General features: G+C 64.8%; 22 protein-coding genes. 12 read left to right on the top strand and 10 right to left on the bottom strand.

What is annotated here, in order from left to right:
• Positions 1–2: 2 nt before the first annotated feature.
• Positions 3–863 (bottom strand): anti-sigma factor family protein, encoded by an 861-nt coding sequence (locus LDO41_RS21700; RefSeq protein WP_223991918.1) that lies wholly within the window; start codon positions 861–863, stop codon positions 3–5.
• Positions 860–1,420 (bottom strand): RNA polymerase sigma factor, encoded by a 561-nt coding sequence (locus LDO41_RS21695; protein ID WP_223992099.1) that lies wholly within the window; start codon positions 1,418–1,420, stop codon positions 860–862. Before LDO41_RS21695 ends, LDO41_RS21700 begins: the two co-directional genes overlap by 4 nt.
• Before the next feature lie 188 nt (positions 1,421–1,608).
• Here LDO41_RS21695 and LDO41_RS21690 point away from each other — a divergent pair, with 188 nt between their 5' ends.
• Both LDO41_RS21690 and LDO41_RS21685 read left to right on the top strand, forming a co-directional pair.
• Positions 1,609–2,055 carry a DUF305 domain-containing protein gene (locus LDO41_RS21690; RefSeq protein ID WP_223991916.1) on the top strand — a complete coding sequence of 149 codons (447 nt, stop codon included), beginning with the start codon at positions 1,609–1,611 and terminating at the stop codon, positions 2,053–2,055.
• 59 nt (positions 2,056–2,114) lie between these two features.
• The gene (locus LDO41_RS21685; RefSeq protein WP_223991915.1) at positions 2,115–3,593 is read left to right on the top strand and encodes a YncE family protein; all 1,479 of its coding nucleotides are present in this window, start codon (positions 2,115–2,117) and stop codon (positions 3,591–3,593) included.
• Between the two features lie 80 nt (positions 3,594–3,673).
• On the opposite strand, the gene groL is transcribed toward LDO41_RS21685, so the two are convergent.
• Positions 3,674–5,317, bottom strand: a complete 1,644-nt coding sequence (gene groL / locus LDO41_RS21680) for a chaperonin GroEL (RefSeq protein WP_223991913.1) — start codon at positions 5,315–5,317, stop codon at positions 3,674–3,676.
• 39 nt (positions 5,318–5,356) lie between these two features.
• A complete protein-coding gene (gene groES / locus LDO41_RS21675; protein ID WP_223991911.1) occupies positions 5,357–5,647 on the bottom strand; it encodes a co-chaperone GroES in 291 nt (96 codons plus the stop codon).
• Positions 5,648–6,221: 574 nt separating this feature from the next.
• Here groES and LDO41_RS21670 point away from each other — a divergent pair.
• The 8 genes from LDO41_RS21670 to LDO41_RS21635 all read left to right on the top strand — a co-directional run bounded on the left by LDO41_RS21670 (position 6,222) and on the right by LDO41_RS21635 (position 17,033).
• Entirely contained in the window at positions 6,222–7,733 is a 1,512-nt protein-coding gene (locus LDO41_RS21670) for an efflux transporter outer membrane subunit (protein WP_223991909.1), read from the top strand.
• 34 nt (positions 7,734–7,767) lie between these two features.
• Positions 7,768–8,952 (top strand): efflux RND transporter periplasmic adaptor subunit, encoded by a 1,185-nt coding sequence (locus LDO41_RS21665; RefSeq protein ID WP_223991908.1) that lies wholly within the window; start codon positions 7,768–7,770, stop codon positions 8,950–8,952.
• A complete protein-coding gene (locus tag LDO41_RS21660) occupies positions 8,949–12,155 on the top strand; it encodes an efflux RND transporter permease subunit (RefSeq protein WP_223991907.1) in 3,207 nt (1,068 codons plus the stop codon). The genes LDO41_RS21665 and LDO41_RS21660 overlap by 4 nt, the downstream gene beginning before the upstream one ends.
• Positions 12,156–12,238: 83 nt before the next feature.
• The gene (locus tag LDO41_RS21655; RefSeq protein WP_223991903.1) at positions 12,239–12,811 is read left to right on the top strand and encodes a sigma-70 family RNA polymerase sigma factor; all 573 of its coding nucleotides are present in this window, start codon (positions 12,239–12,241) and stop codon (positions 12,809–12,811) included.
• Positions 12,812–12,821: 10 nt separating this feature from the next.
• A complete protein-coding gene (locus LDO41_RS21650; RefSeq protein ID WP_223991902.1) occupies positions 12,822–13,022 on the top strand; it encodes an anti-sigma factor family protein in 201 nt (66 codons plus the stop codon).
• 80 nt (positions 13,023–13,102) lie between these two features.
• A complete protein-coding gene (gene argH / locus LDO41_RS21645) occupies positions 13,103–14,512 on the top strand; it encodes an argininosuccinate lyase (protein WP_223991899.1) in 1,410 nt (469 codons plus the stop codon).
• 185 nt (positions 14,513–14,697) lie between these two features.
• On the top strand, positions 14,698–15,240 hold the full coding sequence (locus tag LDO41_RS21640) for a TRAP transporter small permease subunit (RefSeq protein WP_223991898.1): 543 nt from the start codon (positions 14,698–14,700) through the stop codon (positions 15,238–15,240).
• Positions 15,237–17,033 (top strand): TRAP transporter large permease, encoded by a 1,797-nt coding sequence (locus LDO41_RS21635; RefSeq protein ID WP_223991897.1) that lies wholly within the window; start codon positions 15,237–15,239, stop codon positions 17,031–17,033. The genes LDO41_RS21640 and LDO41_RS21635 overlap by 4 nt, the downstream gene beginning before the upstream one ends.
• Positions 17,034–17,078: 45 nt before the next feature.
• Here the strand turns inward: LDO41_RS21635 and LDO41_RS21630 are convergent, their stop codons facing one another.
• From LDO41_RS21630 to apbC, 5 genes are all read right to left on the bottom strand, one after another.
• Positions 17,079–18,044 carry a hypothetical protein gene (locus LDO41_RS21630; RefSeq protein WP_223991895.1) on the bottom strand — a complete coding sequence of 322 codons (966 nt, stop codon included), beginning with the start codon at positions 18,042–18,044 and terminating at the stop codon, positions 17,079–17,081.
• 202 nt (positions 18,045–18,246) lie between these two features.
• Entirely contained in the window at positions 18,247–20,508 is a 2,262-nt protein-coding gene (locus tag LDO41_RS21625) for an arginine/lysine/ornithine decarboxylase (protein ID WP_223991894.1), read from the bottom strand.
• Between the two features lie 176 nt (positions 20,509–20,684).
• The gene (gene dcd, locus LDO41_RS21620; protein ID WP_223991893.1) at positions 20,685–21,251 is read right to left on the bottom strand and encodes a dCTP deaminase; all 567 of its coding nucleotides are present in this window, start codon (positions 21,249–21,251) and stop codon (positions 20,685–20,687) included.
• 144 nt (positions 21,252–21,395) lie between these two features.
• Positions 21,396–21,953 carry a superoxide dismutase family protein gene (locus LDO41_RS21615; protein ID WP_223991892.1) on the bottom strand — a complete coding sequence of 186 codons (558 nt, stop codon included), beginning with the start codon at positions 21,951–21,953 and terminating at the stop codon, positions 21,396–21,398.
• Positions 21,954–22,063: 110 nt separating this feature from the next.
• A complete protein-coding gene (gene apbC / locus LDO41_RS21610) occupies positions 22,064–23,152 on the bottom strand; it encodes an iron-sulfur cluster carrier protein ApbC (protein WP_223991891.1) in 1,089 nt (362 codons plus the stop codon).
• A 290-nt stretch (positions 23,153–23,442) separates the two neighbouring features.
• On the opposite strand from apbC, the gene LDO41_RS21605 reads away from it, so the two are divergent.
• Complete coding sequence (locus tag LDO41_RS21605) at positions 23,443–24,078, top strand: OmpA family protein (RefSeq protein ID WP_223991890.1); 636 nt, start codon at positions 23,443–23,445, stop codon at positions 24,076–24,078.
• A 255-nt stretch (positions 24,079–24,333) separates the two neighbouring features.
• Entirely contained in the window at positions 24,334–26,403 is a 2,070-nt protein-coding gene (metG, locus tag LDO41_RS21600) for a methionine--tRNA ligase (protein ID WP_223991889.1), read from the top strand.
• 9 nt (positions 26,404–26,412) lie between these two features.
• On the opposite strand, the gene bamE is transcribed toward metG, so the two are convergent.
• Positions 26,413–26,961 (bottom strand): outer membrane protein assembly factor BamE domain-containing protein, encoded by a 549-nt coding sequence (gene bamE / locus LDO41_RS21595; protein ID WP_223992098.1) that lies wholly within the window; start codon positions 26,959–26,961, stop codon positions 26,413–26,415.
• Between the last annotated feature and the right edge of the window lie 39 nt (positions 26,962–27,000).

The following is a 27,000-nucleotide window of genomic DNA, read 5'->3' as shown; positions in this document are numbered from 1 at the left end:
GTTCAGCTCTTCCGCTGTGCCAGTTGCTCGTGCACGTCATGCGACAACTCCAGCAGCACGTCGCGTCCGATGCCGCCCGAGACCGCGTAGCCGAAATCGCCATCGATCCAGTAGAACACGTTGACCGAGCCATCCTGATAAAGCCGGAACGCGGTGGTGGTGCTGTCGGCCTTGCGCCGCGACACGCATAGCGTGATGCGCTGCCCCTGCGCGTCGCGATACATGAACTGGGCGACGTCGCCATTGGCATCGGGCAACAGCCGCCCACCGACGAGTTCGAAGCCGCTGCGCGTGAGCATGGGCGGGTGCACGTCGGTCCCGAGCCGCTGCGCCAGCCAGTTGACGAAATCCTGCTCGCGCCCGCCATCCATCGCCGTCGGTCGTACGATATCGGGCATATACACCACGTGCGCGAGCGCGGCGCGGCGCGCAAACCCCGCCGAGGCGTCGGCGCTCTGCGAGGCCACCAGCCCGCGCGCGGACGCACCGCCGTCCGTCATGCCGCCCCCTTTGCCCCCTGTCACGCCGCCCATGACTCCGTTCATGCCGATGCCGATCCCCACGCCCAGCGCGAGCATCGCGGCCATCGCGAACATCGTGGTCGCGCGCGACCACCGGTGCGCATTGGCGGCTGGCAACAATCGGCGCGGCACCGCCTCGTCGAGCACACTGTCGTAGCGCTCATGCAGCAGTTGCTTCTGCGCGAGATAGTCGTCCACGCGCGCCACGAGCGCGGCATCAGACTCGAGCGCGCGCTCCACGGCCGCGCGCCGTTCGGCCGACAGCTCGCCATCGATATAGGCATGCAGTTCGAGTTCGCCGATGGCTCCGTCGGCCGAGCCCGTTGGTCGTTGGTCATTCATCGCACTACCCTTAGTTTCGTGGCCGCGCCCTGCTCCGGGGCGCCAGCTTCGCCCGCCATCAGCATGCGCAGCCGTTCCCGTCCGCGCGACAGGCGTGACATCACGGTGCCCAGCGGAATGCCGAGCGTCTGCGCCACTTCGGCATAACTCATGTCCTCCAGACCGACCAGCAGCACCACCTCGCGCTGCTCGGCCGGCAATCTTGCCAGTGCGGCGTCGAGGTCGCGCAGTTCGAGCGCGCGCGTCTGCCCATCCGTGGTCCCCGCACTGCCCACGAAGCCTGCCGCATCGATCGCGGCGTCAAGCGTATCGCCTTCCATCATCACATGCGGCGCGCGCGCGGAGGCCCGCCGCGCCTGATTGGCGTGGACGTTATGCATGATCGCGAACAGCCATGCGCGCGGATCGCTGCCCGGCCGGTATTGATGCGCATGGCCGAGCGCGCGCTCGAGCGTGTCCTGCACGAGATCGTCCGCCAGCTCCCGGTTCCGGATCAGCGCGCGCGCGTAGCGACGCAGCCGCGGCACATGATCGATCAGGACATCCCGGATATTCATCATCGGTTTCCATCGGTTTCTCTGGGCGGCGGCGTGGAGCCGCCCTTACCCGGGGCGTACACAGGTAGCAGCCAGTTTATTCCCGTGCCTGCCATATTTTATTTTCGATACGTGGCGGAATAAGCGCGTGGCTGCTGTGTATACCCGGCAACAACCCCGCCCGACAACAACCCCGATGGAGAAATCCGATGCCCCGACTCCCAGGATCTCTGCTGGCGCTGCTGGTGCCATTGCTGGTGCCATTGCTAGTGCTGCCAGCCTATGCCGCCCCACCTGCCGGTGAAGCCGCGTTCCTCGCGGAAAACGACGCCGCGATGACGAAGATGATGAAGGACATGGACGTCCAGCCCACTGGCGACATCGACCGCGACTTCGTCGCCATGATGACGCCCCACCACCAGGGCGCGATCGAGATGGCGCAGGCGGTGCTGCGCCATGGCAAGAACGAACAATTGCGGCGCATCGCGCAGGAGATCATCGTCGATCAGCAACAGGAAATCGCGGCGATGCAGCTCGCGCTTGGCCAGCCGGCGCCTCCGTCGGCCCCCGCTCCCACCGCGCCCGCCGCGGCAACGTCCGCGCCCGCGTCATCTGCCACGCATTCCCACGCGATGCATATGTCGCAGCACGAATGACGCATCGGCTCCCACTCAACGCCTTGACCCAACCCCTCGACCTAACGATCGCCACTGCCATGACACGCACACCCCTTACCGCTCGGTTCGGCCCAACACTCGGCACAACACTCGCCGCAGCACTCGCCGCGGTCACGCTGACCGCCACCGCTGGCCAGGCCCCGGGTGCCGCCAGCGCTGCCGACATTGCCATCAGCCATCGCGACCGCGTCTACGCGGCCGAGCAGTTCTCGAACACGGTGTCCGTCACCGACCCGGCCGATAACCGCCTGCTTGGCGTGATCCGCCTTGGCGATCCGTCGCCGGGCAACTTCAGCCCGCTCTATCGCGGGCAGGTGCTCGTGCACGGCATGGGCTTCTCGCCCGACCACCGTACGCTCGCGGTGGTGTCGATCGGCTCCAACTCGGTCACGTTCATCGACACGCAGACCAACACGGTCAAGCACACCACGTACGTCGGCCGCTCGCCCCACGAGGCGTTCTACACGCCCGACGGCAAGGAGATCTGGGTCACAGTGCGGGGCGAGAACTACGTGGCGGTGCTCGACGCGAAGACTTTCGAGGAGAAGACGCGCATCGTTACGCCAGCCGGCCCCGGCATGCAGATCTTCTCGCCTGATGGCAAGTACGGCTATATCTGCTCGTCGTTCAATCCCGAGACGAAGGTCGTCTCCGTGGCCGACCACAAGATCGTTGGCACGGTAAAGCAGGAAAGCCCGTTCTGCCCCAATATCGCCGCCTCGCCGGACGGCACGCAGGTGTGGTTCACGCTCAAGGATGTGGGTCGCACGCAGGTCTTCGACGCGAAGCCGCCGTTCGCGCCCATCAAGACCATCGACACCGGTCCGATCACCAACCACGTGAACTTCGCGCGCACGCCCAAGGGCACGTTCGCGTATGTCAGCATCGGCGGCCTCAACGAGGTCAAGGTCTTCCGCACCGACGACTTCTCGCAGGTAGCGACGATTCCGGTCGGCAAGCTGCCGCACGGCGTGTGGCCTTCGGCCGATGGCACGCGCATCTACGTCGGGCTCGAGAATGCCGACGCGCTGGCCGCGATCGATACGGCCACGCAGCGCGTGGTAGCCAATGTGCCGATCGGACAGGCACCGCAGGCCATTGCCTACGTCCCTAACGCGGTGCCCGAGGGCGATGGCACGCAGAACCTGCAGCCGCTCGGCGTTGCAGGACAAGCTGTGCACCTGACGCTCGCGCCGGCCGGTGCAACCACCGCGCCCACCAGCGTCTCGCTGTTCGATCAGGGCCTCGTGCAGGTGCTGCAGGCCTCGGTCACGGGGCTTCAGCCCAAGTCCGCGTACGTGCTGGCACTTGCCGACAATCCGGATGGCAGCGGCAACGTGCAGGCACTGGCCTCGTTTATGACCAACCCGGCCGGCTCGGCGATCGTCAATTCGATCGGGCCGATCCGCCAGGTGGTGACGCCCGATAGCGCCGCCCCCGAGAAGCGCCGCTACCTGATGGTGGCGCCGCAGGCCGACGGCAAACCCGGCACGCCGGTTCAGGTTCAGCAGCTATAAAACGAAAAACCCCCGCGGGCGCAAGCCCGCGGGGGTTTTCCTTGGTGCAGCACGCTGAGCAAGCTCAGCGGTGAGGCAAATTACATCATGCCTTCCATGCCGCCCATGCCACCCATGCCGCCCGGCATTGCCGGAGCCGACTCTTCCTTGGCCGATTCGGCCACGGCGCAGTCAGTCGTCAGCATCAGCGACGCCACCGAAGCGGCGTTCTGCAGCGCGGTGCGGGTCACCTTGGTCGGGTCCAGCACGCCCATTTCCACGAGGTCGCCGTACTCGCCGGAGGCCGCGTTGTAGCCGTAGTTGCCCTTGCCTTCGATGACCTTGGCCACCACGACCGAGGCTTCTTCACCGGCGTTCAGCACGATCTGACGCAGCGGCTCTTCCATCGCGCGCAGCACGATCTTGATACCGGCGTTCTGATCGGCGTTGTCGCCCGTCAGGCCCGAGATGGCAGCACGAGCGCGCAGCAGTGCCACGCCGCCGCCCGGGACGATGCCTTCTTCCACGGCAGCGCGGGTAGCGTGCAGCGCGTCTTCCACGCGTGCCTTCTTTTCCTTCATTTCGACTTCGGTGGCAGCGCCAACCTTGATCACTGCAACACCGCCGGCCAGCTTGGCCACGCGCTCTTGCAGCTTTTCACGGTCGTAGTCCGAGGTCGCTTCTTCGATCTGGGCGCGGATTTGCTTCACACGGCCTTCGATGGCCGATGCGTCGCCAGCACCGTCGATGATGATGGTGTTTTCCTTGCCGATCTCGATGCGCTTGGCTTGACCCAGGTCTTGCAGGGTAGCCTTCTCGAGCGTCAGGCCGATTTCCTCGGCGATCACGGTACCGCCGGTCAGGATGGCGATGTCTTCCAGCATGGCCTTGCGGCGGTCGCCGAAGCCCGGAGCCTTGACGGCGGCGGTCTTCAGGATGCCACGGATGTTGTTCACCACCAGGGTCGCCAGGGCTTCGCCCTCGACGTCTTCAGCGATGATCAGCAGCGGACGGCCAGCCTTGGCCACTTGCTCCAGCACCGGCAGCAGGTCGCGAATGTTCGACACCTTCTTGTCGAACAGCAGCACGAACGGCGAGTCCAGCACAACAACCTGCTTTTCCGGGTTGTTGATGAAGTACGGCGACAGGTAGCCGCGGTCGAACTGCATGCCTTCCACGACTTCCAGCTCGTCGGCCAGCGACTTGCCGTCTTCCACGGTGATCACGCCTTCCTTGCCGACCTTGTCCATCGCTTCAGCGATACGCTCGCCGATCGAGTTGTCGCTGTTGGCCGAGATGGCGCCAACCTGAGCGATTTCCTTGCTGGTCGTGGTGGGCTTGCTCAGCTTCTTGAGCTCTTCCACAGCGGAGCCGACAGCCTTGTCGATACCGCGCTTCAGATCCATCGGGTTCATGCCGGCGGCCACGAACTTCATGCCTTCGCGCACGATCGACTGGGCCAGCACGGTTGCGGTGGTGGTACCGTCACCGGCGTTGTCGCTGGTCTTGGAAGCCACTTCCTTGACCATCTGCGCGCCCATGTTCTGCAGCTTGTCCTTCAGTTCGATTTCCTTGGCCACGGACACACCGTCCTTGGTCACGGTCGGGCCGCCGAAGCTGCGCTCCAGCACCACGTTACGACCCTTCGGGCCCAGCGTAACCTTCACCGCGTTGGCGAGAATGTTCACGCCTTCGACCATCTTGGCACGGGCGGCGTCGCCGAACACTACGTCTTTTGCTGCCATGTTCTGATTCTCCTGAATGCTGTACGGATTAGACGCGGATTACTTCTGCACCACGGCCATGATGTCTTCTTCGCGCATGACCAGCAGTTCCTGGCCATCCACCTTCACGCCTTGGCCGGCATACTTGCCGAACAGCACGCGGTCGCCCACCTTCACGTCGAGGACAATCGAATTGCCCTTGTCATCCTTCTTGCCGGGGCCCACAGCCAGCACTTCGCCTTGATCAGGCTTCTCGGCGGCGTTGTCGGGAATCACGATGCCGGACGCGGTCTTGGTTTCGTTGTCCAGACGCTTCACGATCACGCGGTCGTGCAAGGGACGCAGATTCATACGGACTCCTAATACAAAAAGTGAGTGTTGATTCACAAATGGCCGTCCGTTCTACAACATCCGGACGACCATCAGGTTTCCATTGGAAGTGGTTGGCGCGCTGTGCGCACCCCGCGGGAGAGAACTGTTAGCACTCATGCCCGACGAGTGCTAATTATAGGGACGGGGTATTTCCTTTTCAAGGCACGAACTTGATACGGGTTTTCCCTTATGTCGGGAAAAATTCACGTCAGGCATGCCTCTTTCGACGCGCAGCCCGCGCCCAGCCTCGGTCTTGATGCGCCTGACCGGTCACTGCGGCACCACCATGAGCGCAGCGTCGACCACTTGGTACCACGCGCGAAACATCGCGTAATGCGTTGAAACGCACGGTAATAGACCGGGCGTACGCCGACACACACCGGCACTTAAGCTGAATTCGTTCGCGACGGCTGCCGAGGCAGACCGTCGCGCTTTCGCTTGCCGACTGAGTCCGCCAATGACCGCCTCCCCGCCAGGTACCCCGCGCCGTACTCGACGCCGTACTCGACGCCGTACTCGACGACATGCTGCCGCCCTCGCCATTGTTGCCCTGATGGCTCTGTCCGGCTGCACGGTCGGGCCCGACTACGTGCGGCCCACGCTAACCGACCAGCAACTGCCCGCGGGCTGGCGCGAGACGCCACCGCCGGACGATCAGTGGAAGGTGGCGCAGCCGGCCACCATCGATGCCAGCCAGGACTGGTGGATCGCGTACGGCGACCCGACCCTGAATGGACTGATCGACGCGACCATGTCGTTCAATCAGACACTGCGGCAGGCCGAGGCCAGCTATCGGCAGGCGCGCGCGCTCACGCAGCAGGCGCGGGCCGGGCTGTTTCCAACGCTGGATGCGAGTGTCTCGACGGGCCGTGGCCGCGCGTCGTCGAACGGTGTGCCGGCAGTATCCAACAGCCATGCGGCGCTACTCGATGCCAGCTGGGAGATCGACCTGTGGGGGCTGGTGCGGCGCGCCGTGGAAAGCGCGCGCGATACCGAGCAGGCCACCGCCGCAGACCTGGCCGCCGCGCGCCTCGCGCTGCAGGCCGAAGTCGCGCAGGACTATATCCAGCTGCGAATCACCGATGTGCTCAAGGACCTGTTCGCGCGCACCGTCGCCGCCGACGAGGAGTCGCTGAAGCTCACACAGAGCCAGTTCCGCGCGGGCGTGGCCTCGGATGCCGATGTCTCGCTGGCGCAGGTGACGCTGGAATCGGCGCGCGCGCAGGGCATCGACCTCGACGTGCAGCGCACGCAGTTCGAACATGCGATCGCGGTGCTCACGGGTCGCGCGCCCGCCGCGTTCGCGCTGGCACCGATCGCGTCGGCGGCGCCGATGGTTCCGGACACGCCTGACGCGGCAGGCGCGCCGCAAGCGCGGCGCGCATCATTTCCGATGCGCCTGCTGGCCTTGCCCCCGGGCCTGCCGTCCGCGCTGCTCGAGCGCCGCCCCGATATCGCCGCGGCCGAGCGCCGCATGGCCGCCGCCAACGCGCAGATCGGCGTGGCGCGCGCCGCCTACTACCCGCAGTTGACACTTTCCGCCTCGGGCGGCGCCAGCAGCGCGAGTCTGGCCAACTGGTTTATCGCACCGGGCCGCGTGTGGTCGCTGGGCGCGGGCCTTGCGCAGACCATCTTCGATGGCGGCCTGCGTAATGGGCGTAACGATCAGGCGGTGGCGGCCTACGACGAAAGCGCGGCCGCCTATCGGCAGACCGTGCTGTCGGGACTGCAGGAAGTCGAGGACAGCCTGTCCGCGTTGCGCGTGCTCGATAGCGAAGTCGTGGTGCAAGACCGCGCGGTGGATGCCGCGCGCCGCGCGGAACGCGTGTCGCTGGCGCAGTACCGCGCCGGCACCGCGCAGTACCTGACCGTGATCACTGCGCAGCAGCTCGCGCTGACCAATGAACGCACGGCGATCCAGCTACGCGGCCGCGCGTTCGCGGCAAGCGTAGCGCTCGTCAAGGCGACCGGTGGCGGCTGGCAGGCGGATGCATTGAAGGCGCCGCCGCCAATGACGACGTCAGTCGCGCCAACTGCGGCGATATCGACGGCAGGCCGCCCGTAACGCCCCCACACACTCTCTCCGCCGGACCCATCCTATGACCGCCACGACCCGACCCCACAAGCGCCCGCTGACGCGCATCGCGATCGCGACACTCCTGATCGTCGGGGTGGCCGCGTACGTCGCATCGCGCCTGCTTGCGCCGCACGCCACGAAGGCCCCCACCCCGCCCATCGGCGTGACCACGGCGCGCGCGCAGGCGCAGGATGTCGATATCGGGCTGGTCGGCGTCGGCACCGTGCAGGCAATGCAGACCGTTACCGTCAAGCCACGCATCGACGGTCAGCTGGAGAGCGTGGGCTTTGTCGAGGGGCAGGATGTCAAGCAGGGTCAGGTGCTCGCGCGCATCGACCCGCGCACGTTTCAGGCGCAGTTGGAGCAGGCCCAGGCCACACGCGCGCGTGACGCCGCCAACCTCGCTAACGCAAAGCTCGACCTGACGCGCTTCCAGGGCCTGATCAAGGAAAACGCGACCACGCAGCAAACGCTCGATACGCAACGCGCCACGGTCGCGCAGCTGGAAGCCTCGGTGCATACCGACGACGCGCAGATCGCGCTCGCGCGCGTGCAACTCGACTTCACCACCATCACCGCGCCGCTGGCGGGCCGCGTCGGCGCGCGGCTCGTCGATCCCGGCAATATCGTGCACGCGACCGACACCACGGGCCTTGTCGTGATCCGTCAGATCGATCCGATCGACGTGGTATTCACGCTGCCGGAAGAAGCGGTGTCACGCATCCACGCGGCCACGCACGACGATCAGACCACGCTGCTGGTGGATGCCAACGAGCGCGAATCGGGCAAGCGGCTCAGCGAGGGCAAACTGATTCTCGTCAACAACACGATCGATACCACCAGCGGCACGATCCAGCTCAAGGCGCGCTTTCCGAATCCGCAGCACACGCTATGGCCGGGCCAGTACGTTGACGCGCGGCTGGTGCTTGGCCAGCGCATGCAGGCAGTGACGGTGCCGTCGTCGGCCATCCAGCGCAACGACGCCGGCACGTATGTCTATGCGGTGCAGCCCGACGACACCGTATCGATGCGCCCGGTCGAGGTGGCCGAGTTGCAGGGCAACCGCGCGGTGATCGCCAAGGGCGTTGCCGCTGGCGACCGCGTAGTGGCCGAGGGCCAGTACAAGTTGCGCGCCGGCGCAAAGATCGTTGAATCGGCACCCACCGCCGCCACCCGCACACCCACTGCCGCCGCACCCCGCTCATGAGCATTTCCGCCGCATTTATCAAGCGCCCGATCGGCACCTCGCTGCTGGCGCTGGCACTGCTGCTGGTTGGCGTGGCCGCCTGGCCGTTGCTGCCCATCGCCCCGTTGCCGCAGGTCGACTTCCCGACCATCCAGGTCAGCGCCAGCCTGCCCGGCGCGAACCCGGAGACTATGGCGTCGAACGTCGCGCAGCCGCTCGAACGCCAGTTCTCGCTGATCGCCGGCCTGTCGCAGATGACCTCGCAGAGCGCGCAGGGCAGCACGCAGATCACGCTGCAGTTCGACCTCAACCGTAGCATCGACGCCGCCGCGGTGGACGTGCAGGCCGCCATCAACGCAGCCGGCGGCCAGCTGCCGACCAACCTGCCGAGCCCGCCCTCGTTCCGCAAGATCAACCCGGCCGACTCGCCGATCCTCGTTATGGCGGTGCAGTCCGACGCGCTGCCACTGATCGCGGTCAACGACTACGCCGACAATATCCTTGCGCAACAGATCTCGCAGATCGCGGGCGTGGGCCTCGTCAACATCGGCGGTCAGCAAAAGCCGGCTGTGCGCATCCAGGTGGACCCCGGCAAGATCTCGGCGCTCGGCCTGAGCCTCGAGGACATTCGCGGCGTCATCGCCTCGACCACCGTCAACGCGCCCACCGGCAGCACCGATGGCCCAAGCAAATCCTTCAACGTCTACACCAACGACCAGCTGACCAAGGCCGCCGCGTGGAACGACATGGTGCTGGCCTACCGCAATGGCGCCCCGGTGCGCGTGCGCGATGTCGGCGTGGCCGTCGACGGCCCCGAGAACGCCAAGCTCGCGGGCTGGGGCTTCGCGGGCAAGGCCGTGACGGAGGACAGCACGCTTCGTAACGGCCGCGCGATCATTCTCGCGGTGACCAAGCAGCCCGGCGCCAACGTGATCGCCACCGTCGACGCCATCAAGGCCGCGCTGCCGAAATTGCGCGCGTCGATTCCCGCCTCCGTGCAGGTCAACATCCTCGCGGACCGCACGCAGAACATCCGCGCGTCGGAGTCGGACGTCGAATTCACGCTCGTGCTGACCATTGTGCTGGTCGTGATGATCATCTTCATGTTCCTGCGCAATCTGCCCGCCACGCTGATTCCGAGCGTGACGGTACCGCTCGCGCTGCTCGGCACCGCCGGCGGCATGTACATGCTCGGCTACTCGCGCGACAACCTGTCGCTGATGGCACTGACCATCGCGGTGGGCTTCGTGGTGGACGACGCAATCGTGATGCTGGAGAACATCTACCGGCACGTCGAGGCAGGCATGGCGCCGATGGAGGCCGCGCTCAAGGGCGCCGCCGAGATCGGCTTCACCATCATCTCGATCTCGGTCTCGCTGGTCGCAGTGTTTATTCCGCTGCTGCTGATGGGCGGCATCGTCGGACGCCTGTTCCGCGAGTTCGCGGTCACCGTCACGCTGACGATCGCGGTGTCGGTCATCGTCTCGCTGACCCTCACGCCGATGTTGTGCTCGCGCTTTCTCAAGCCGCACGACCCCGCCCATCAGGAAACGCACAGCAAGATGTTTCAACTGTTCGAGCGCGGCTTCGAGGCGATGCTCAACGCGTACCGCCACGGGCTCGATCGCGTGATGCGGCACCAGTTCATCACGCTGTGCGCGTTCATCCTGACCGTGGCCGCCACGGTGGCGCTGTTTATCTACATTCCCAAGGGCTTCTTCCCACAACAGGACACCGGCTTCCTGTTCGGCTTTGCGGAGTCCTCGCAGGACGCCTCGTTCAAGTCGATGAACACGCGCATGGTCGCGCTGGCCGACGTGGTGCGCGCGGACCCGGACGTGGAGGCGGTCGGCATGACCGGCGGCCAGAACACCGTCAACACCGGCAACTTCTTTATCTCGCTCAAGCCGAAAGACGCGGGCCGCACGGCCACCGCCGATGAAGTCATCGCGCGTCTGCGGCCGCAACTGGCAAAGGTGGAAGGCGCCAACCTGTTCCTGCAGGCGGGCCAGGACATCAACGTCGGCGGCCGGCTGTCGCGCACGCAGTATCAGTTCACGCTGACCGACGCCAACCTGTCCGAGCTCAACGACTGGGCGCCGCGCATCCTGCAACGCTTCCGACAGTTGCCCGAACTCGCCGATGTCGCGTCCGACCAGCAGAACGCCGCGGCCGCCGCGATGATCACGATCGACCGCGCGCGCGCGTCGAGCTTCGGCATCACGCCCGCACTGATCGACGCCACGCTGTACGACGCGATCGGCCAGCGGCAGGTGGCGCAGTACTTTACGCAGATCAACAGCTATCACGTGATTCTCGAAGCCACGCCCAAGCTGCAGGAAGATCCGCGGCTGTTCGAGAAGCTCTATGTCACCTCGCCGATCACGGGCCAGCAGGTGCCGCTGTCCGCGTTCGTCAGCATCGACACCAATCGCACCTCGTATCTGTCGATCAGCCACCAGGGCCAGTTCCCGGCGGTGACGATCTCGTTCAACCTGTCGGCGGGCACCTCGCTCGGCGATGCGGTGACCGCGATCAATCAGGCGCTCGCGAGCATGGGCAAGCCCACCGCGCTCAGCGGCGCGTTCCAGGGCACCGCGCAGGCGTTCGGCGCGTCGCTGGCATCGCAGCCGTATCTGATAGCGGCCGCGCTGATCGCCGTGTACATCGTGCTGGGTCTGCTTTACGAGAGCTATATCCATCCGCTCACGATTCTGTCGACGCTGCCGTCGGCCGGCGTCGGCGCGGTCCTCGTGCTGCTGCTGGGTGGCTACGACTTCACGGTCATCGCGCTGATCGGCGTGATCCTGCTGATCGGCATCGTCAAGAAGAACGGCATCATGATGGTGGACTTCGCGTTGCAGGCGGAGCGTGAGCGCGGCCTGTCGCCGCAGGAGGCCATCTACGAGGCGTGCCTGCTGCGCTTCCGTCCGATCATGATGACCACGATGTGCGCGCTGCTGGCCGGGCTGCCGCTGATGCTCGGCCACGGCGCGGGCTCCGAACTGCGGCGCCCGCTCGGCTACGCGATGGTCGGTGGTCTGCTGGTCTCGCAATTGCTCACGTTGTTCACGACACCTGTGGTTTACCTGTACCTCGATCGCGCGCACTACTGGTACATGCGTCGCAAGGCCGCGCGCACGGAAGCGCGTGGCCATCGCAATGCAGCATCGGCACCGGCCTCGCATACGCCGGAGCCGCGCGTGCTCGCGGACCATGATTGATGACGCACCTGCATCATAGATAGTCGAGCGCACGCGGAGCGCCGCGGATACACTGACCCTGCCGTCATCCTGGGGGTCATCGCATGAACCGTGTGTCGTTCGAGTTGCCAGTCCAGTCACCACCAGCCGGCGAGGAGCGCCGTCGCTTCGATGCGCTCGTGCTGCCGCACGCCGACGCCGCGCACAATCTCGCGCGCTGGCTATGCGGCAATGCGCCGGATGCCGACGCGCTGATGCGCGCGTCCATGCGTCACGCGGAAGCGGCGATCGCCGGCTTCCAGGGCGAGCGGCCGCGCACGTGGCTGCTGGCGGTCGTGCACGCCACGTGGTGCGCGCAACAGCCGCAGGCCGCGCAGGCGATCGAGGCGTGGAATGTCGAGGCGTTGAATGTCGAGGCGTGGAGTATCGAAACGCCCGTCACCGGCGATCCGATGTTGCGGCTACGCGAGGACGATGTGCACCTGGTCCAGGCGGCGCTGGAGCGGCTGCCCGTCGCGGCGCGCGAGGCCATCGTCCTGCGCGAGCTCGAAGGGCTGCACTACCGCGATATCGCCGCGGTCACCAACACGTCACGCGAAGCGGTGCAGGCTACGCTCTCCCGCGCGCGGCGCCAGCTCGCCGCCACCATCGTCCTGCTCCGGACGTCCGCACCATGAGGTACGCACCATGAATTGCAACGACGCCCGCCAGTTGCTGGAGATCTGCGCCGATGGCGAAATCGGTGCCGGGGACGGGGTCCGGCTCGAGCATCATCTCGAGGACTGCTCCGACTGCGTGGACGCGCTCGCCGCCCTGCGGGGTCTGCGCAAGCTCGTCCGGGAAGGCACGACATACTTTGAAAGTGGTACGGTAGAAGCGCTGCGTTAGGCACTTCTCGCAGCATCGCTGACGGGATAACCGCCGCCTCGGCATATAATCGCGGTTTCCCGTTTTTGCGCCCTGCCGTCATGACTTCCCAACTTGCCAAGAAAGGCGAAGCCTGGTCCGCCCGCTTCACCGAGCCGGTGTCCGACCTCGTGAAGCGCTATACCGCTTCGGTCTTCTTCGACAAGCGCCTTGCGCTGTTCGATATCCAGGGCTCGCTGGCCCACGCGGCCATGCTGGCGAAGCAGGGCATCATCGCCGAGGCCGACCGCGCCGAGATCGAGCGTGGCATGACGCAGGTCCGTGGCGAGATCGAGTCGGGCGCGTTCGAATGGAAGCTCGACCTCGAAGACGTCCACCTGAACATCGAGGCCCGCCTGACCGCACTGGTCGGCGACGCCGGCAAGCGCCTGCATACGGGCCGCTCGCGTAACGACCAGGTGGCGACCGATATCCGTCTGTGGCTGCGTAGCGAGATCGACAATATCGTCGGCCTGCTCGGCGCGCTGCGCGGCGCGCTGCTCGACCTCGCGGAACAGAACGCGGCCACCATCCTGCCGGGCTTCACCCACCTGCAGGTGGCCCAGCCCGTGACGTTCGGCCACCATCTGATGGCCTATGTGGAAATGTTCACGCGCGATACCGAGCGCATGGTGGACTGCCGCAAGCGCGTCAACCGCCTGCCGCTCGGCGCCGCGGCACTGGCCGGCACCAGCTATCCGATCGACCGCGAGTTCGTCGCCAGCCAGCTCGGCTTCGACGGCGTGTGCCGCAACTCGCTGGACGCCGTGTCGGACCGTGACTTCGCCATCGAATTCTGCGCCGCCGCCGCGCTGGTGATGACGCACGTGTCGCGCTTCTCCGAGGAACTGGTGCTGTGGATGAGCCCGCGCGTCGGCTTTATCGACATCGCGGACCGCTTCTGCACGGGCAGCTCGATCATGCCGCAGAAGAAGAACCCGGACGTGCCCGAACTCGCGCGCGGCAAGACCGGTCGCGTCAACGGCCATCTGATCGGCCTGCTCACGCTGATGAAGGGCCAGCCCCTCGCGTACAACAAGGACAACCAGGAAGACAAGGAGCCGCTGTTCGACACCGTCGATACGGTTGTGGACACGCTGCGTATCTTCGCGGACATGGTGCCTGGCATCACGGTCAAGCCCGACGCGATGCGCGCCGCGGCGCTGCAGGGCTACGCCACCGCGACGGACCTCGCCGACTATCTGGTCAAGCGCGGCCTGCCGTTCCGCGACGCGCACGAGGCCGTGGCCCATGCCGTGCGCGCCTGCGACCTGCGCCACTGCGACCTGGCCGACCTCACGGTGGCCGAGCTGCGCGACGCCTCGGGCCTTGGCGACAAGGCCTCGCTGATCGGTGAAGACGTGCACGCAGTACTGACGCTTGAGGGCTCGGTCGCAGCGCGCAATCATATCGGTGGCACCGCCCCCGATCAGGTCCGAGCCGCCATCAAAGCTGCGCGCGCCAGCCTCTGAGGGTGCGCATAAACGACGCGTAAGTTTCACGTAAGCCTGCGCAACAAAAAGCCGCCGTGGCGTAAGCCCGGCGGCTTTTTGCATGCGCGGCCGTTGCGCGCGCGCCATCGATAGGTACAACTACGGAGCGCCGCAGCATTTTGTTACAGATACACTAATCGCCGCAAAATACGGGGAGACAACCCATGAACTACTTGCTTGGTCTGTCACGGCAGATCGACAGGTTGAACCAGCACACAGGCAGACTTGCAAACATCATGATCCTGCTGTCGTGCCTGGTCAGCGCAGGCAACGCCCTGCTCCGCTACGGCTTTAATCTCAGCGACAACTGGCCGCTCGAACTGCAGTGGTACATGTTTGCCATCGCGGTGATGTTCGGCGCGTCGTACACGTTCCAGCGCAACGAGCATGTGCGCGTGGATCTGATCTACGGCAACGTGTCCGAGCGCGCGCAGCACTGGATCGACATCTTCGGCATCGTGGTGTTCCTGCTGCCGTCGACGATCCTCTTCACGTGGCTGTCGTGGGATTCGCTGTTCCTCCCCTCGTGGAAGATCCTCGAGCAGTCGGGCAACTCGGGCGGCCTCCCCCGCTACCCGATCAAGCTCGTGGTACCGCTTGGCTTTGCATTCCTCACGCTGCAAGGCATTTCTGAACTGATCAAGCGCTTTGCCGCCCTCAAGGGCCTCGTGCGCATCGAATCGAAATACGAGAGGCCCGTGCAATGATTCCATTGGAGTACATGCCGCCGCTGATGTTCGGCGGCCTGGTGCTGTTCATGCTGGTTGGCTTCCCGGTGGCGTTCTCGCTATCGGCGGTCGGTCTGGCGTTCGGCTTCCTTGCGATCGAATGGGGTTACTTCCCGATCCAGTTCCTGCAGGCCGTGCCGACCCGCGTGTTCGGCAGCGTGCTGGCCAATGAGCTGCTGCTGGCGATCCCGTTCTTTACCTTTATGGGCGCGATCCTCGAGAAATGCGGGCTCGCCGAGGACATGCTCGACTCGATGGGCCAGTTGTTCGGCCCCGTGCGCGGCGGCCTCGGCTACTCGGTGATCATCGTCGGCTTCATCCTCGGCGCGATTACCGGCACCGTGGCCGCGCAGGTCATCGCGATGGCGATGATCTCGCTGCCCGTGATGATGCGCTACCGCTACAACATGAAGTACGCCACCGGCGTGCTGGCCGCGTCGGGCACGATCACGCAGCTGGTGCCGCCGTCGCTGGTGCTCGTGGTGCTCGCGGATCAGCTCAAGACGCCCATGGGCAGCGCCGACGTCGGCAGCATGTACCTCGGTGCCTGGGGCCCGTCGGTCGTGCAGATCGCGCTGTTCGCGCTCTACACGTTCGTCCTCACGCGTATCAAGCCGGACTGGCTGCCGCCCGTGCCGGCCGAGGCACGCACGCTGCGCGGCGTGGCGCTGTGGGTCAAATGCCTGCGCGGCATCATCCCATGCGCGGTGCTGATCTTCCTCGTGCTCGGCACGATCATGCTCGGCATCGCCACCCCGACCGAGTCGGGCGCGATGGGCGCAGTCGGCGCGCTGGTGCTGGCGGTAATCCGCGACAAGGGCTTCAACCGCATCGACCGCAACGTCTACCGCATCGGCATCGCGGCGACGCTGGTGGCCGCCGCGATTGGCGTCTTCGCGTTCGGCTCGCACGCGTTCCGCATCCCGCTCGCCGTGGCTTACCTCGTGGTGATCTGGCTGCTGCTGCGCGCGGGTCAGCTGACCGACCTGCGCCTGCTGATCGTCGAGGCCTACCAGTCCACCGCGCGCATCACCGCGATGGTGGTGTTTATCCTGATCGGCTCCACCTGCTTCTCGGTGGTGTTCCAGGGCGTCGATGGCGGCGCGTGGGTCGAGCATCTGTTCACCTCGCTGCCGGGCGGCTGGATCGGCTTCCTGATCGTGGTGAACCTGTTTATCTTCTTCCTCGCGTTCTTCCTGGACTTCTTCGAGATCGCCTTTATCGTGGTGCCGATGCTGGCACCGGTCGCGGTCAAGGTGCTGGCACCGGTGGTCGCCGACTCGATGGGCGGCAATCCCGAGGCCGCGGCCACCGCGGCATTGGTCTGGTTTGGCGTGATGCTGTGCGTGAACATGCAGACCTCGTTCATGCACCCGCCGTTCGGCTTCGCGCTGTTCTATCTGCGCGGCATCGCCCCGAAGGAAGTGAAGAGCTCCGATATCTACTGGGGCGCGCTGCCCTGGGTCGGCCTGCAGATGATCATGGTGCTGCTGGTCATGTTCTGGCCGGGCATGGTGACGATGTTCCTCGACAAGGGGTCGATGAAACACAGTAGTTCGGCGGAGATCAGTATCCCGCTTGGGGGAGGTGGTGACTCGGGGGCATCGGGGGCATCGGGGGCATCGGGACCCTCGGCGCCGGGAGCCGCGAACGTACCGCCACCGACGGCATCTTCGGCACCCTCCGCACCAGGCTCGCTGGACCTCAACGTGCCGCAGCAGACCGAGAGCGAACCAGCGGCACCGCAGTTCGAGTTCGAGAAGAAAAACTAACGGTTCTACCGCGCACCCCCAACGCCCCGCATCGCGGGGCGTTTTTTATGCCATCTCGGTGGACGTCTCTTTCTCGCGCCGATCGCCAAACAGATCCTTGCCCGGCCAGGCCATCGGAGGCCAGTCGGCACTGCCAGACGCACTCATGTGTGCGCAGACCTTGACCACTTCGTATTCGGTTTTTACGCCGAATGCGGTCCGCCACTGTGTCGCGCGCACATCGCAGCGGAACCGATCGCAACGCGCAAAGCTGATGAGGTTGTGGTCCACCCGATGGCGGAACTCCTCATCCTCGATCATCACGGGCACAAGCATATGGCCGTCGAACGCCCACCAGTGAAACTCGGGCCTGAAGTTGATGGCCAGAAACGATAGCGTCATTTCCTGCGTCTCCTGCCGGATCATCGTGTCGACGTGCGGCAATCCCGTGAACCAGATTGCTTCATCCGACGTAATGATTGCCGCCACATTTCCATCGGATCCGAAGGAAACGACTTCGATGCCGGGATGCGCAAGCGGGTCGAGCAATTTCTGCAGGCAGTTGCGCACCCGCTTGTCCTGCATCAGCCGGTAGACATCCTCCGGAATCTCGTAACGCTCGCCGTCGACCTCCAACACCGCCTTGCCGTCGGCATGCTCCATCCGCTCGACCTTGCGATTGCGAATCCATCGCAGAGTGCCGATCAGGCTGGTGCGGCCCTTCTCGGCGATAAAGCCGAGCGCGGTCAATACCGCCAGCGCATTGGCCAGCGCCGAGGCGTCCGAGCTGGCAAAGAACTCGCGCATGCGCGAGACGATCGAGGTGCCGATCGAGACATCGATACCGAAGCTGCCGTCACGAAACCCGCAAACCTTGACCTGCGCGCTGGCGCGTCCGGGATAGAGCGCCTCCGTGGCCGACTCGAGCAATCCGCTCAAGGCCAGCAGGGCCGGCGCGAGGTCGCGCACGTCCATCTCCGCATTGGTGAGTGCGGGCCCGCGGTAGGTCACGTTGAAATGTTGCTTGTCCATGGAACTCTCCTTGCGTTGAACGAAGAAGAAAAATAGCCCCCGAGCGGGGGCTGGACAACGATGAACTGGCCGACGTTTGCGTCAAATCAGGCACGACGCAAAATGAGAATCGTCGCCTTGCGCGACGATTCTCTTGCTGCTGTTACTGCCGCGGTTACTGCCGCAGTTATTGCCGCGGTTATTGCCGCAGTTATTGCCGCGGTTATTGCTTCACGCAGTCAACGAAGTACGCCTTCTGGCCATCGATCTCGTCTTCCACCAGGCCGTGGATATCGGTCTCGAAGCCCGGGAAGAGCTTGTTGAACTCGCGCGCGAATTTCAGGTACTGCACGATCGTGCGGTTGAAGCGCTCGCCCGGAATCAGCAGCGGAATGCCCGGCGGATACGGCGTCAGCAGGATCGCGGTAACGCGACCTTCCAGTTCGTCCACAGGCACGCGTTCGATCTCGCGGTGCGCCATCATCGCCCAGGCGTCGGACGGCTTCATCGCGGGTTCCATGTCCGAGAGGTACATCTCGGTGGTCACGCGCGCCACGTCGTTGGCCTTGTAGACGCTGTGGATCGCATCGCAGAGATCGCGCAGGCCCATGCGTTCGTACTGCGGGTAGCGTCCCACGAACTCCGGCAGCACGCGCCACAGCGGCTGGTTCTGGTCGTAGTCGTCCTTGAACTGCTGCAGCTCCGTCACGAGCGAGTTCCAGCGGCCCTTGGTAATGCCGATCGTGAACATGATGAAGAACGAGTACAACCCGGTCTTCTCGATGATGATGCCGTGCTCGGCCAGGTACTTGGTGACGATCGCCGCGGGAATGCCGCGCTCGCTGAACTCGCCGTCCACGTCGAGCCCCGGCGTGATGATGGTCGCCTTGATCGGGTCGAGCAGGTTGAAGCCATCGGCGAGATCGCCAAAGCCGTGCCAGCGTTCATTGGCCTTGAGGATCCACTCCTCGCGGTCGGCCATGCCGTCCTCGGCCAGCGCGTCCGGGCCCCACACCTTGAACCACCAGTCGCCGTTGTCGGCCACGTAGTCGGCTTCCACCTTGCGCATGGCGCGGCGGAAATCGAGCGCTTCGTAGATGCTTTCCTCGACCAGCGCGGTACCGCCCGGCGCTTCCATCATCGCCGCGGCCACATCGCACGAGGCGATGATCGAGTACTGCGGGCTCGTCGACGTATGCATCAGATACGCCTCGTTGAACCGATAGCGGTCCAGCTTGCGCATCTCGGAGTCCTGCACGAGGATCTGCGAGGCCTGCGACAGGCCGGCCAGCAGCTTGTGCGTCGACTGCGTCGCGAAGACCAGCGCATCCTTGCTGCGCGGCCGGTCGCGGCCGATCGCGTGCATATTGCGATAGAACTCGTGGAACGACGCATGCGGCAGCCACGCTTCATCGAAGTGCAGCGTGTCGATCTCGCTCGTCAGCATTTGCTTGATCTGCTCGGCGTTGTACAGCACGCCGTCGTACGTGCCCTGTGTCAGCGTCAGGATGCGCGGCTTCTGGTTCGTGGCCTTGCTCGCGAACGGGTGATTGGCGATCTTGCGGCGGATCGTTTCGGGGTCGAACTCGCTCTTCGGAATCGGGCCGATGATGCCGTAGTGGTTGCGCGTCGGCATCAGGAACACCGGAATCGCGCCGGTCATCATGATCGCGTGCAGGATCGACTTGTGGCAGTTGCGGTCCACCACGACGATATCGCCGGGCGCCACGTTGGCGTGCCACACCATCTTGTTCGAGGTCGACGTGCCGTTGGTCACGAAGTACATGTGGTCCGAGCCGAAGATGCGCGCGGCATTGCGTTCGGACGCGGCCACCGGTCCCGTGTGGTCGAGCAGCTGGCCCAGCTCGTCCACTGCGTTGCACACGTCGGCGCGCAGCATGTTCTCGCCGAAGAACTGGTGGAACACCTGCCCCACCGGGCTCTTCAGGAACGCCACGCCGCCCGAGTGTCCCGGGCAGTGCCACGAATACGAGCTGTCCTGCGCGTAATCGATCAGCGCCTTGAAGAACGGCGGCGCCAGCGAGTCCAGATAGACCTTGGCCTCGCGGATGATGTGCCGCGCGACGAATTCCGGCGTGTCCTCGAACATGTGGATGAAGCCGTGCAGTTCGCGCAGGATGTCGTTCGGGATATGGCGCGAGGTGCGGGTCTCGCCGTACAGGAAGATCGGCAGGTCCGAATTGCGGCGGCGCACTTCGTTGACGAACGCGCGCAGCTTCTCGATCGCGGCCGCTTCCGGCTGGTCGTCGGCGCGCACGAACTCGTCGTCGTCGATCGACACGATAAATGACGACGCCCGGCTGGCCTGCTGCGCGAACGACGTCAGGTCGCCGTAGCTGGTCAGGCCCATCACCTCCATGCCTTCAGCCTCGATGGCTTGCGCCAGCGCGCGGATACCCGAGCCAGAGATGTTCTCGGAGCGGAAGTCTTCATCGATGATGATGACGGGAAAGCGGAATTTCATCGGGCGTCCTCGAGGAGAAATGGACTTAGAAAGAACTGAGCCACATGGCCGCCGGGAGTTCCCCCGTGCTGCGACATGTGGCTCTTGCGTCAGGTCCCGGCCGTCTACCGGACTGACGGACTGCTGGCCGACCGTGGGCGGCCTGCGCGACCCACGCGGGCCGCATTGTAATGCGATCAGGTCTTCGGCAGTGTGACACCTTGCTGACCCTGGTACTTGCCGCCGCGATCGCGGTACGAGGTCTCGCAGATCTCGTCACTCTCGAAGAACAGCACCTGCGCGCAGCCCTCGCCCGCATAGATCTTGGCGGGCAGCGGCGTGGTGTTCGAGAATTCCAGCGTCACGTAGCCTTCCCACTCGGGCTCGAACGGGGTCACGTTGACGATGATGCCGCAGCGCGCGTACGTGCTCTTGCCCAGGCAGATGGTCAGCACGCTGCGCGGAATGCGGAAGTATTCCATCGTGCGGGCCAGCGCGAACGAGTTCGGCGGGATGATGCAGACATCGCCCTTGAAATCGACGAACGACTTCTCGTCAAAATTCTTCGGATCGACGATGGTGCTGTTGATATTGGTGAAAATCTTGAATTCGTCGGCGCAGCGAATATCGTAGCCGTAGCTCGAGGTGCCGTAGGACACGATCTTGCGGCCGTCCTCCTCCCGGACCTGGCCCGGCTCGAACGGCTCGATCATGCCTTGTTGCTCCGCCATGCGGCGGATCCACTTGTCGGACTTGATGCTCATAGGTAGTGAGAGAGGGCTGGCGGCCCCTGCCGCGCGATGAGGCCGGATTGTACAGCCATCCGCGGCACTACCGGCGATGCTGGCCCTCCCCCACCGGGAGAAGGCCACCATATCAGCGACTTACGACGCGGCTCAAGTCGCCAATCACAATGCCGCGACCACGCCGCAGGCGATGCGTCCGCCCGAATTGCCGGTCGGCTGCGTCCGGTAATCGTCCGGGTCCTTGTGCACGACCACCGCGCGGCCGATCACGCTGGTCCCGCCCGGCGTCACCGTGACTTCCTTCATCACGAACTGCACGCGCACGTTGCCGTTGGCATCGGCGGTCAGGTTGTTCATGTCGCCGGCATGATGATCGCCGCTCGACATCTGGCCATGCGGCTTTCCGGTCGGGTTGAAATGGCCGCCGGCGCTCATCGCGTCCGGTGCCGAGCAATCGCCCTTCTCATGGATATGGAAGCCATGCGAGGAGCCCGGCGCGAGGCCGGTCACGGACACCGTGACGAGCGTGCCGCCGGCCTGCTGGTCGAACGTGACACGGCCGCCGGTGTTGGTGCCGCTCTTGGCCACCAGTGGCGCCGCGGCCTTCGCGCCGCCCGCCGGTGCTTCCGCGCTCGCGGTGCTCTTGTCACCCATGTTGCCGCAGCCCGCGACCACTACCGCCGCCGCGCCAATTGCCAAACCGAAAAGTACACGTTTCATGCCAAGCCTCCTTACGGTGAATGTGGGCGCGATTCTATCGCCGCGCACTGGGCTAAAACAGGGCAAAACCGGGGCAAAACCATGACGCTATGTGGCTAGTCGCACGAATATCAGGTGTTCTGCACGACGATACTCGGGAACTTGTTGGTCATGTCGCGCGCCTTGTCCGCGACCTTGATCGCCACCTTGCGCGCCACCTCGCGATAGATCGCCGCGATCGGGCTGTCGGGGTCGGCCACCACCGTCGGCCGGCCCGCGTCGGCCTGCTCGCGAATCGACAGGTTCAGCGGCAGGCTGCCGAGCATGTCGACGTGGTACTCCGCGCTCATGCGCTCGCCGCCGCCTTCGCCGAAGATGTGCTCGACGTGGCCACAGTTCGGGCAGCAGTAGACCGCCATGTTCTCGACCACGCCGAGGATCGGAATGCCGACCTTCTCGAACATCTTCAGGCCCTTCTTGGCGTCCAGCAGCGCGATGTCCTGCGGCGTCGTCACGATCACGGCGCCGGTCACGGGCACCTTCTGCGACAGCGTCAGCTGGATATCGCCGGTGCCCGGCGGCATATCGACGATCAGGTAATCGAGGTCGTTCCAGTTGGTCTGGCGCAGCAACTGTTCCAGCGCCGAGGTCACCATCGGGCCGCGCCACACCATCGGGTTGTCCTGCTCGATCAGGAAACCGATCGAATTGGCCTGGATGCCATGGCCTTCCAGCGGCGCCATGGTCTGGCCGTCGGTCGACTCGGGGCGACCGCTGATGCCCAGCATCATCGGCAGGCTCGGCCCATAGATATCGGCATCGAGCATGCCGACGCGCGCGCCTTCGGCGGACAGCGCCAGCGCCAGGTTCACGGCGGTGGTCGACTTGCCCACCCCGCCCTTGCCCGACGCCACCGCGATCACGTTCTTCACGCCGGGCAACAGCTTGACGCCACGCTGCACCGCGTGCGCCACGATCTTCATGGTCACCGCCACGCTCACGTTGCCCGCGCCGGGCAACTTGCGCAGCGCGCCGATCACGAGCTGGCGAATCGGCTCGATCTGGCTCTTGCCAGGATAACCAAGCTCCACTTCGAGGGAAATATCGCCACCATCCACGCGAATGTTGCGGGCGGAACGCGACGAAACCAGGTCGCGGCCGGTGTTGGGATCGATGACGGAACGCAGGGCTTCGGTTACCTGCTCAATGGTGAGGCTCAAGACAGTCTCCGCTTGTATGGGGTCAGAAGTGTTCAGGGCTGCCAGCTTAACAGTGAGTGTGTGATTACATACATTTACATCTATCACATTCTCACGCTTGTGCAGGGCGCGGCATATGCCTATTGTAGTGCGCCTGACACCGACGGATCGCCCCGCCTGTTCGCCCGCCGGCGGATCTGGGTCATATGCACGTCATAAGCGGAACACTGACATCCGAACGCGTACAAACCCCGTTACCATGCGGTATGCCGTCGGTACTACATTCGAGAAAAATCTCTTAAGGAGAAAGCATGCACGCGAAGTTCGCCATCGTCCCGCTGGTCGCCACTCTGCTGGTGGCTGGCTGCGCCACAGAACAGCAGACCCACACCGCCGTAGGCAGCGGCGTGGGTGCCGCCGTGGGCGCCGGGCTAGGCAACCTGATTGGCGGCAACACTACCGGCACGCTCGTGGGCGCGGCCGTGGGTGCTGCCGCGGGCGGCGCCGCCGGTTACAACTGGAACGCCATCCGGGGCAAGCTGAACAAAGACACGGCCGGCACTGGCACCCAGATCACCGAGCAGCCCGATGGCTCGCTCAAGGTCAATATTCCGAGCCAGGTGACGTTCGATACGGACAGCAGCTCGATCAAGCCGTCGTTCCGCAGCGTGCTCGACCAGGTGTCGCAGACGCTGGGCCAGCACCCGGATGTAGCGGCCAATGTCGTGGGCCACACGGACAGCACCGGCAATGCCCAGTACAACATGCAGCTCTCGCAACGCCGCGCGCAGAGCGTGGCCGCGTATCTGGGTGACCGCGGCGTCGCGCGCAACCGCCTGACGGCCGAAGGACGGGGCCAGACGCAGCCCGTGGCGGACAACGCCACCGAGGCCGGACGCGCCCAGAATCGTCGGGTCGAAATATTTTTGAAACCAATTCAGGGCTGACCGGGTCATAGAGTTCAGGTACCGCTTGCTGCCGATTGCTGGCTCGCGATAGGTGGCTGACCTCCCGGGCGGTACCTGATTTCTCCTCCTTTTCCGTTGTGGAAAGCTGCGCCGGTATCGACCGGCGCTTTTTTTTGCCCCGCGCATTGACCCTCCCTGCGCGTTCCGGTGCCCCAGGCAGCGCGTGCCGGCAGCGCCAGATGCGGCGCATCCGCTAAAATAGCCGTTTCCATCTGCTTCACCACCGGCCTCTTTATGACCGCACGCCGCATCCTCGTCACGTCCGCCCTGCCCTACGCCAACGGCCAGATTCACATTGGCCACCTGGTCGAGTACATCCAGACCGACATCTGGGTCCGCTTCCAGCGCATGATGGGCAACGAGGTCTATTACGTCGGCGCCGACGACACGCACGGCACGCCGGTCATGCTGCGCGCGGAAAAGGAAGGCATCACGCCCAAGCAGCTGATCGACCGCGTCTGGACCGAACACAAGCGCGACTTCGACAGCTTCCTGGTGTCGTTCGACAACTACTACAGCACCGACTCGGACGAGAACCGCGTGCTGAGCGAGAAAATCTACCTGGCGCTGAAGGCCGAGAACCTGATCGACGCACGCGACGTCGAGCAGTTCTACGACCCGGTCAAGGAGATGTTCCTGCCGGACCGTTTCATCAAGGGCGAATGCCCGAAGTGCCATTCGAAGGACCAGTACGGCGACTCGTGCGAAGTCTGCGGCACCACCTATGCGCCGACCGATCTCAAGAACCCGTATTCGGTGGTGTCGGGCGCCACGCCCGTGCGCAAGTCCTCGACACACTACTTCTTCAAGCTGTCCGACCCGCGCTGCGAGACGTTCCTGCGCGAATGGGTGGCGGACCTCGCGCAGCCCGAGGCCACCAACAAGATGCAGGAGTGGCTCGGTGCCGACGGCGAGGCCTCCACGCTGTCGGACTGGGATATCTCGCGCGACGCACCGTATTTCGGCTTCGAGATTCCGGGCGCGCCTGGCAAGTACTTCTATGTTTGGCTCGACGCGCCGATCGGCTACTACGCGAGCTTCAAGAACCTGTGCGAGCAGCGTGGCATCGACTTCGACGCATGGGTGGGCCCGCACTCGACCGCCGAGCAGTACCACTTCATCGGCAAGGACATTCTGTACTTCCACACGCTGTTCTGGCCCGCGATGCTGCGTTTCTCGGGCCATCGCACCCCGACCAATGTGTTCGCGCACGGCTTCCTGACCGTTGACGGCGCCAAGATGAGCAAGTCGCGCGGCACGTTCATCACGGCCCAGAGCTATATCGACACGGGCATGAACCCGGAATGGCTGCGCTATTACTTCGCCGCCAAGCTCAACGCGAGCATGGAAGACCTCGACCTGAACCTCGACGACTTTATCGCGCGCGTGAACAGCGACCTGGTGGGCAAGTACGTCAATATCGCGAGCCGCGCGGCGGGCTTCCTGGTCAAGCGTTTCGAAGGCAGGGTCAATGAAGCCGCGCTCGCGCATCCGCTGCTGCTGCAGTTGCGCGAAGCCGCGCCGCAGATCGCGCAGCTCTACGAGGCACGCGAATACAGCAAGGCGCTGCGTCTGGTGATGGAGCTGACCGACAACGTGAACGTGTTCGTCGATACCGAGAAGCCGTGGGAACTGGCGCGGGACGAGAGCAAGCGCGACGCACTGCACGCGGTGTGCTCGGTCTGCCTCGAAGCGTTCCGCCTGCTGACGGTGTACCTGAAGCCCGTGCTGCCGACCATGGCTGGCAATGTCGAACGCTTCCTCAATGTGGAGCCGCTCGACTGGCGTGCGATCGACACGCAGCTGTCGGCCACGCGTCCGGTGCAGCCGTACTCGCACCTGATGACGCGCGTCGATGGCAAGCAGGTGGAAGCGCTGCTCGAAGCCAATCGCGATTCGTTGCAGGCTGCCGCGCCGGACGCCGGTGCCGCCGCGGGCGCGCCGGCCATCGAGCCGATTGCCGAGACCATCACGATCGATGATTTCGCGAAGATCGACCTGCGCGTGGCGAAGATCGTGGACTGCCAGAAGGTGGAAGGCTCGAACAAGCTGCTGCAGCTCACGCTGGACCTCGGCGAGGGCAAGACGCGCAACGTGTTCTCGGGCATCCAGTCGGCTTACTCGCCGGAGCAACTGGTGGGCAAGCTGACCGTCATGGTGGCCAACCTCGCCCCGCGCAAGATGAAGTTCGGCGTGTCCGAAGGCATGGTGCTGGCAGCCAGCGCAGCCGACGAGAAGGCCAATCCGGGCCTGTGGATCCTGGAACCGCACGAAGGCGCGGTCCCGGGCATGCGCATCCGCTAAGCAGCGCGCTCAGCCACCTTGTCGCCGCGACGGATCGTCGCTGCGCGAGGTGGTGGTCACCATCCCCTGCGGGTTGAAATGCACGTTGAAAAACGCGCGATCGGTGGGGGACTCGTACCAGCGGTAGCCCCACACCTCCTCCTGCTTCAGCGCGAACGCCTCTACCTTGGTCGGCTTGCCAAGCAGCCGTCGCACCCCATCCTGACTCATGCCGGGCCGCACGCGCGCGAAGTTCTCCGCGGTCAGCACCTGCTCGATCTTGCGCACGGTGTTGTCAGGGCCGATCGTCACCATCCATGTGGTGGCGCCCTCTGGCCCGCGTGGGTATTCGAGCCGACGCCCGCCATCCGCTTCTTCCCACACGATCTCGGGCTTGCCCGCCTGCCGGCGGATATCGTCTTCGGTCGAGCGGCCAATCTCGATGTTCTTGAACAGCTGACTGTCCGGCTTGACGCTGTTCCACACGCCACGCGCGGTCTCGCCCGCTTTCTTCATCGCTTCATCGACCTTCTGCTGGTCGCAACCGACCAGCGCAAGCAAGGCAGCAATCATTCCCATGGCGGCAAGGCGTCGGACTGACGCATCAGAATTTCGCAT

Origin of the sequence: Cupriavidus pampae, assembly GCF_914271485.1 — a bacterium.
In the GTDB taxonomy this organism is placed as follows: Bacteria; Pseudomonadota; Gammaproteobacteria; order Burkholderiales; family Burkholderiaceae; genus Cupriavidus; species Cupriavidus pampae.
This window is presented reverse-complemented; position numbering and strand designations above follow the sequence as displayed.

What these genes read in the sequence shown, in the direction of transcription:
- LDO41_RS21700 (WP_223991918.1), bottom strand. Translation starts at nt 863, where the DNA reads ATGAATGACCAACGACCAACGGGCTCGGCCGACGGAGCCATCGGCGAA.
- LDO41_RS21695 (WP_223992099.1), bottom strand. Translation starts at nt 1,420, where the DNA reads ATGAATATCCGGGATGTCCTGATCGATCATGTGCCGCGGCTGCGTCGC.
- LDO41_RS21690 (WP_223991916.1), top strand. Translation starts at nt 1,609, where the DNA reads ATGCCCCGACTCCCAGGATCTCTGCTGGCGCTGCTGGTGCCATTGCTG.
- LDO41_RS21685 (WP_223991915.1), top strand. Translation starts at nt 2,115, where the DNA reads ATGACACGCACACCCCTTACCGCTCGGTTCGGCCCAACACTCGGCACA.
- groL (WP_223991913.1), bottom strand. Translation starts at nt 5,317, where the DNA reads ATGGCAGCAAAAGACGTAGTGTTCGGCGACGCCGCCCGTGCCAAGATG.
- groES (WP_223991911.1), bottom strand. Translation starts at nt 5,647, where the DNA reads ATGAATCTGCGTCCCTTGCACGACCGCGTGATCGTGAAGCGTCTGGAC.
- LDO41_RS21670 (WP_223991909.1), top strand. Translation starts at nt 6,222, where the DNA reads ATGGCTCTGTCCGGCTGCACGGTCGGGCCCGACTACGTGCGGCCCACG.
- LDO41_RS21665 (WP_223991908.1), top strand. Translation starts at nt 7,768, where the DNA reads ATGACCGCCACGACCCGACCCCACAAGCGCCCGCTGACGCGCATCGCG.
- LDO41_RS21660 (WP_223991907.1), top strand. Translation starts at nt 8,949, where the DNA reads ATGAGCATTTCCGCCGCATTTATCAAGCGCCCGATCGGCACCTCGCTG.
- LDO41_RS21655 (WP_223991903.1), top strand. Translation starts at nt 12,239, where the DNA reads ATGAACCGTGTGTCGTTCGAGTTGCCAGTCCAGTCACCACCAGCCGGC.
- LDO41_RS21650 (WP_223991902.1), top strand. Translation starts at nt 12,822, where the DNA reads ATGAATTGCAACGACGCCCGCCAGTTGCTGGAGATCTGCGCCGATGGC.
- argH (WP_223991899.1), top strand. Translation starts at nt 13,103, where the DNA reads ATGACTTCCCAACTTGCCAAGAAAGGCGAAGCCTGGTCCGCCCGCTTC.
- LDO41_RS21640 (WP_223991898.1), top strand. Translation starts at nt 14,698, where the DNA reads ATGAACTACTTGCTTGGTCTGTCACGGCAGATCGACAGGTTGAACCAG.
- LDO41_RS21635 (WP_223991897.1), top strand. Translation starts at nt 15,237, where the DNA reads ATGATTCCATTGGAGTACATGCCGCCGCTGATGTTCGGCGGCCTGGTG.
- LDO41_RS21630 (WP_223991895.1), bottom strand. Translation starts at nt 18,044, where the DNA reads ATGGACAAGCAACATTTCAACGTGACCTACCGCGGGCCCGCACTCACC.
- LDO41_RS21625 (WP_223991894.1), bottom strand. Translation starts at nt 20,508, where the DNA reads ATGAAATTCCGCTTTCCCGTCATCATCATCGATGAAGACTTCCGCTCC.
- dcd (WP_223991893.1), bottom strand. Translation starts at nt 21,251, where the DNA reads ATGAGCATCAAGTCCGACAAGTGGATCCGCCGCATGGCGGAGCAACAA.
- LDO41_RS21615 (WP_223991892.1), bottom strand. Translation starts at nt 21,953, where the DNA reads ATGAAACGTGTACTTTTCGGTTTGGCAATTGGCGCGGCGGCGGTAGTG.
- LDO41_RS21605 (WP_223991890.1), top strand. Translation starts at nt 23,443, where the DNA reads ATGCACGCGAAGTTCGCCATCGTCCCGCTGGTCGCCACTCTGCTGGTG.
- metG (WP_223991889.1), top strand. Translation starts at nt 24,334, where the DNA reads ATGACCGCACGCCGCATCCTCGTCACGTCCGCCCTGCCCTACGCCAAC.
- bamE (WP_223992098.1), bottom strand. Translation starts at nt 26,961, where the DNA reads ATGGGAATGATTGCTGCCTTGCTTGCGCTGGTCGGTTGCGACCAGCAG.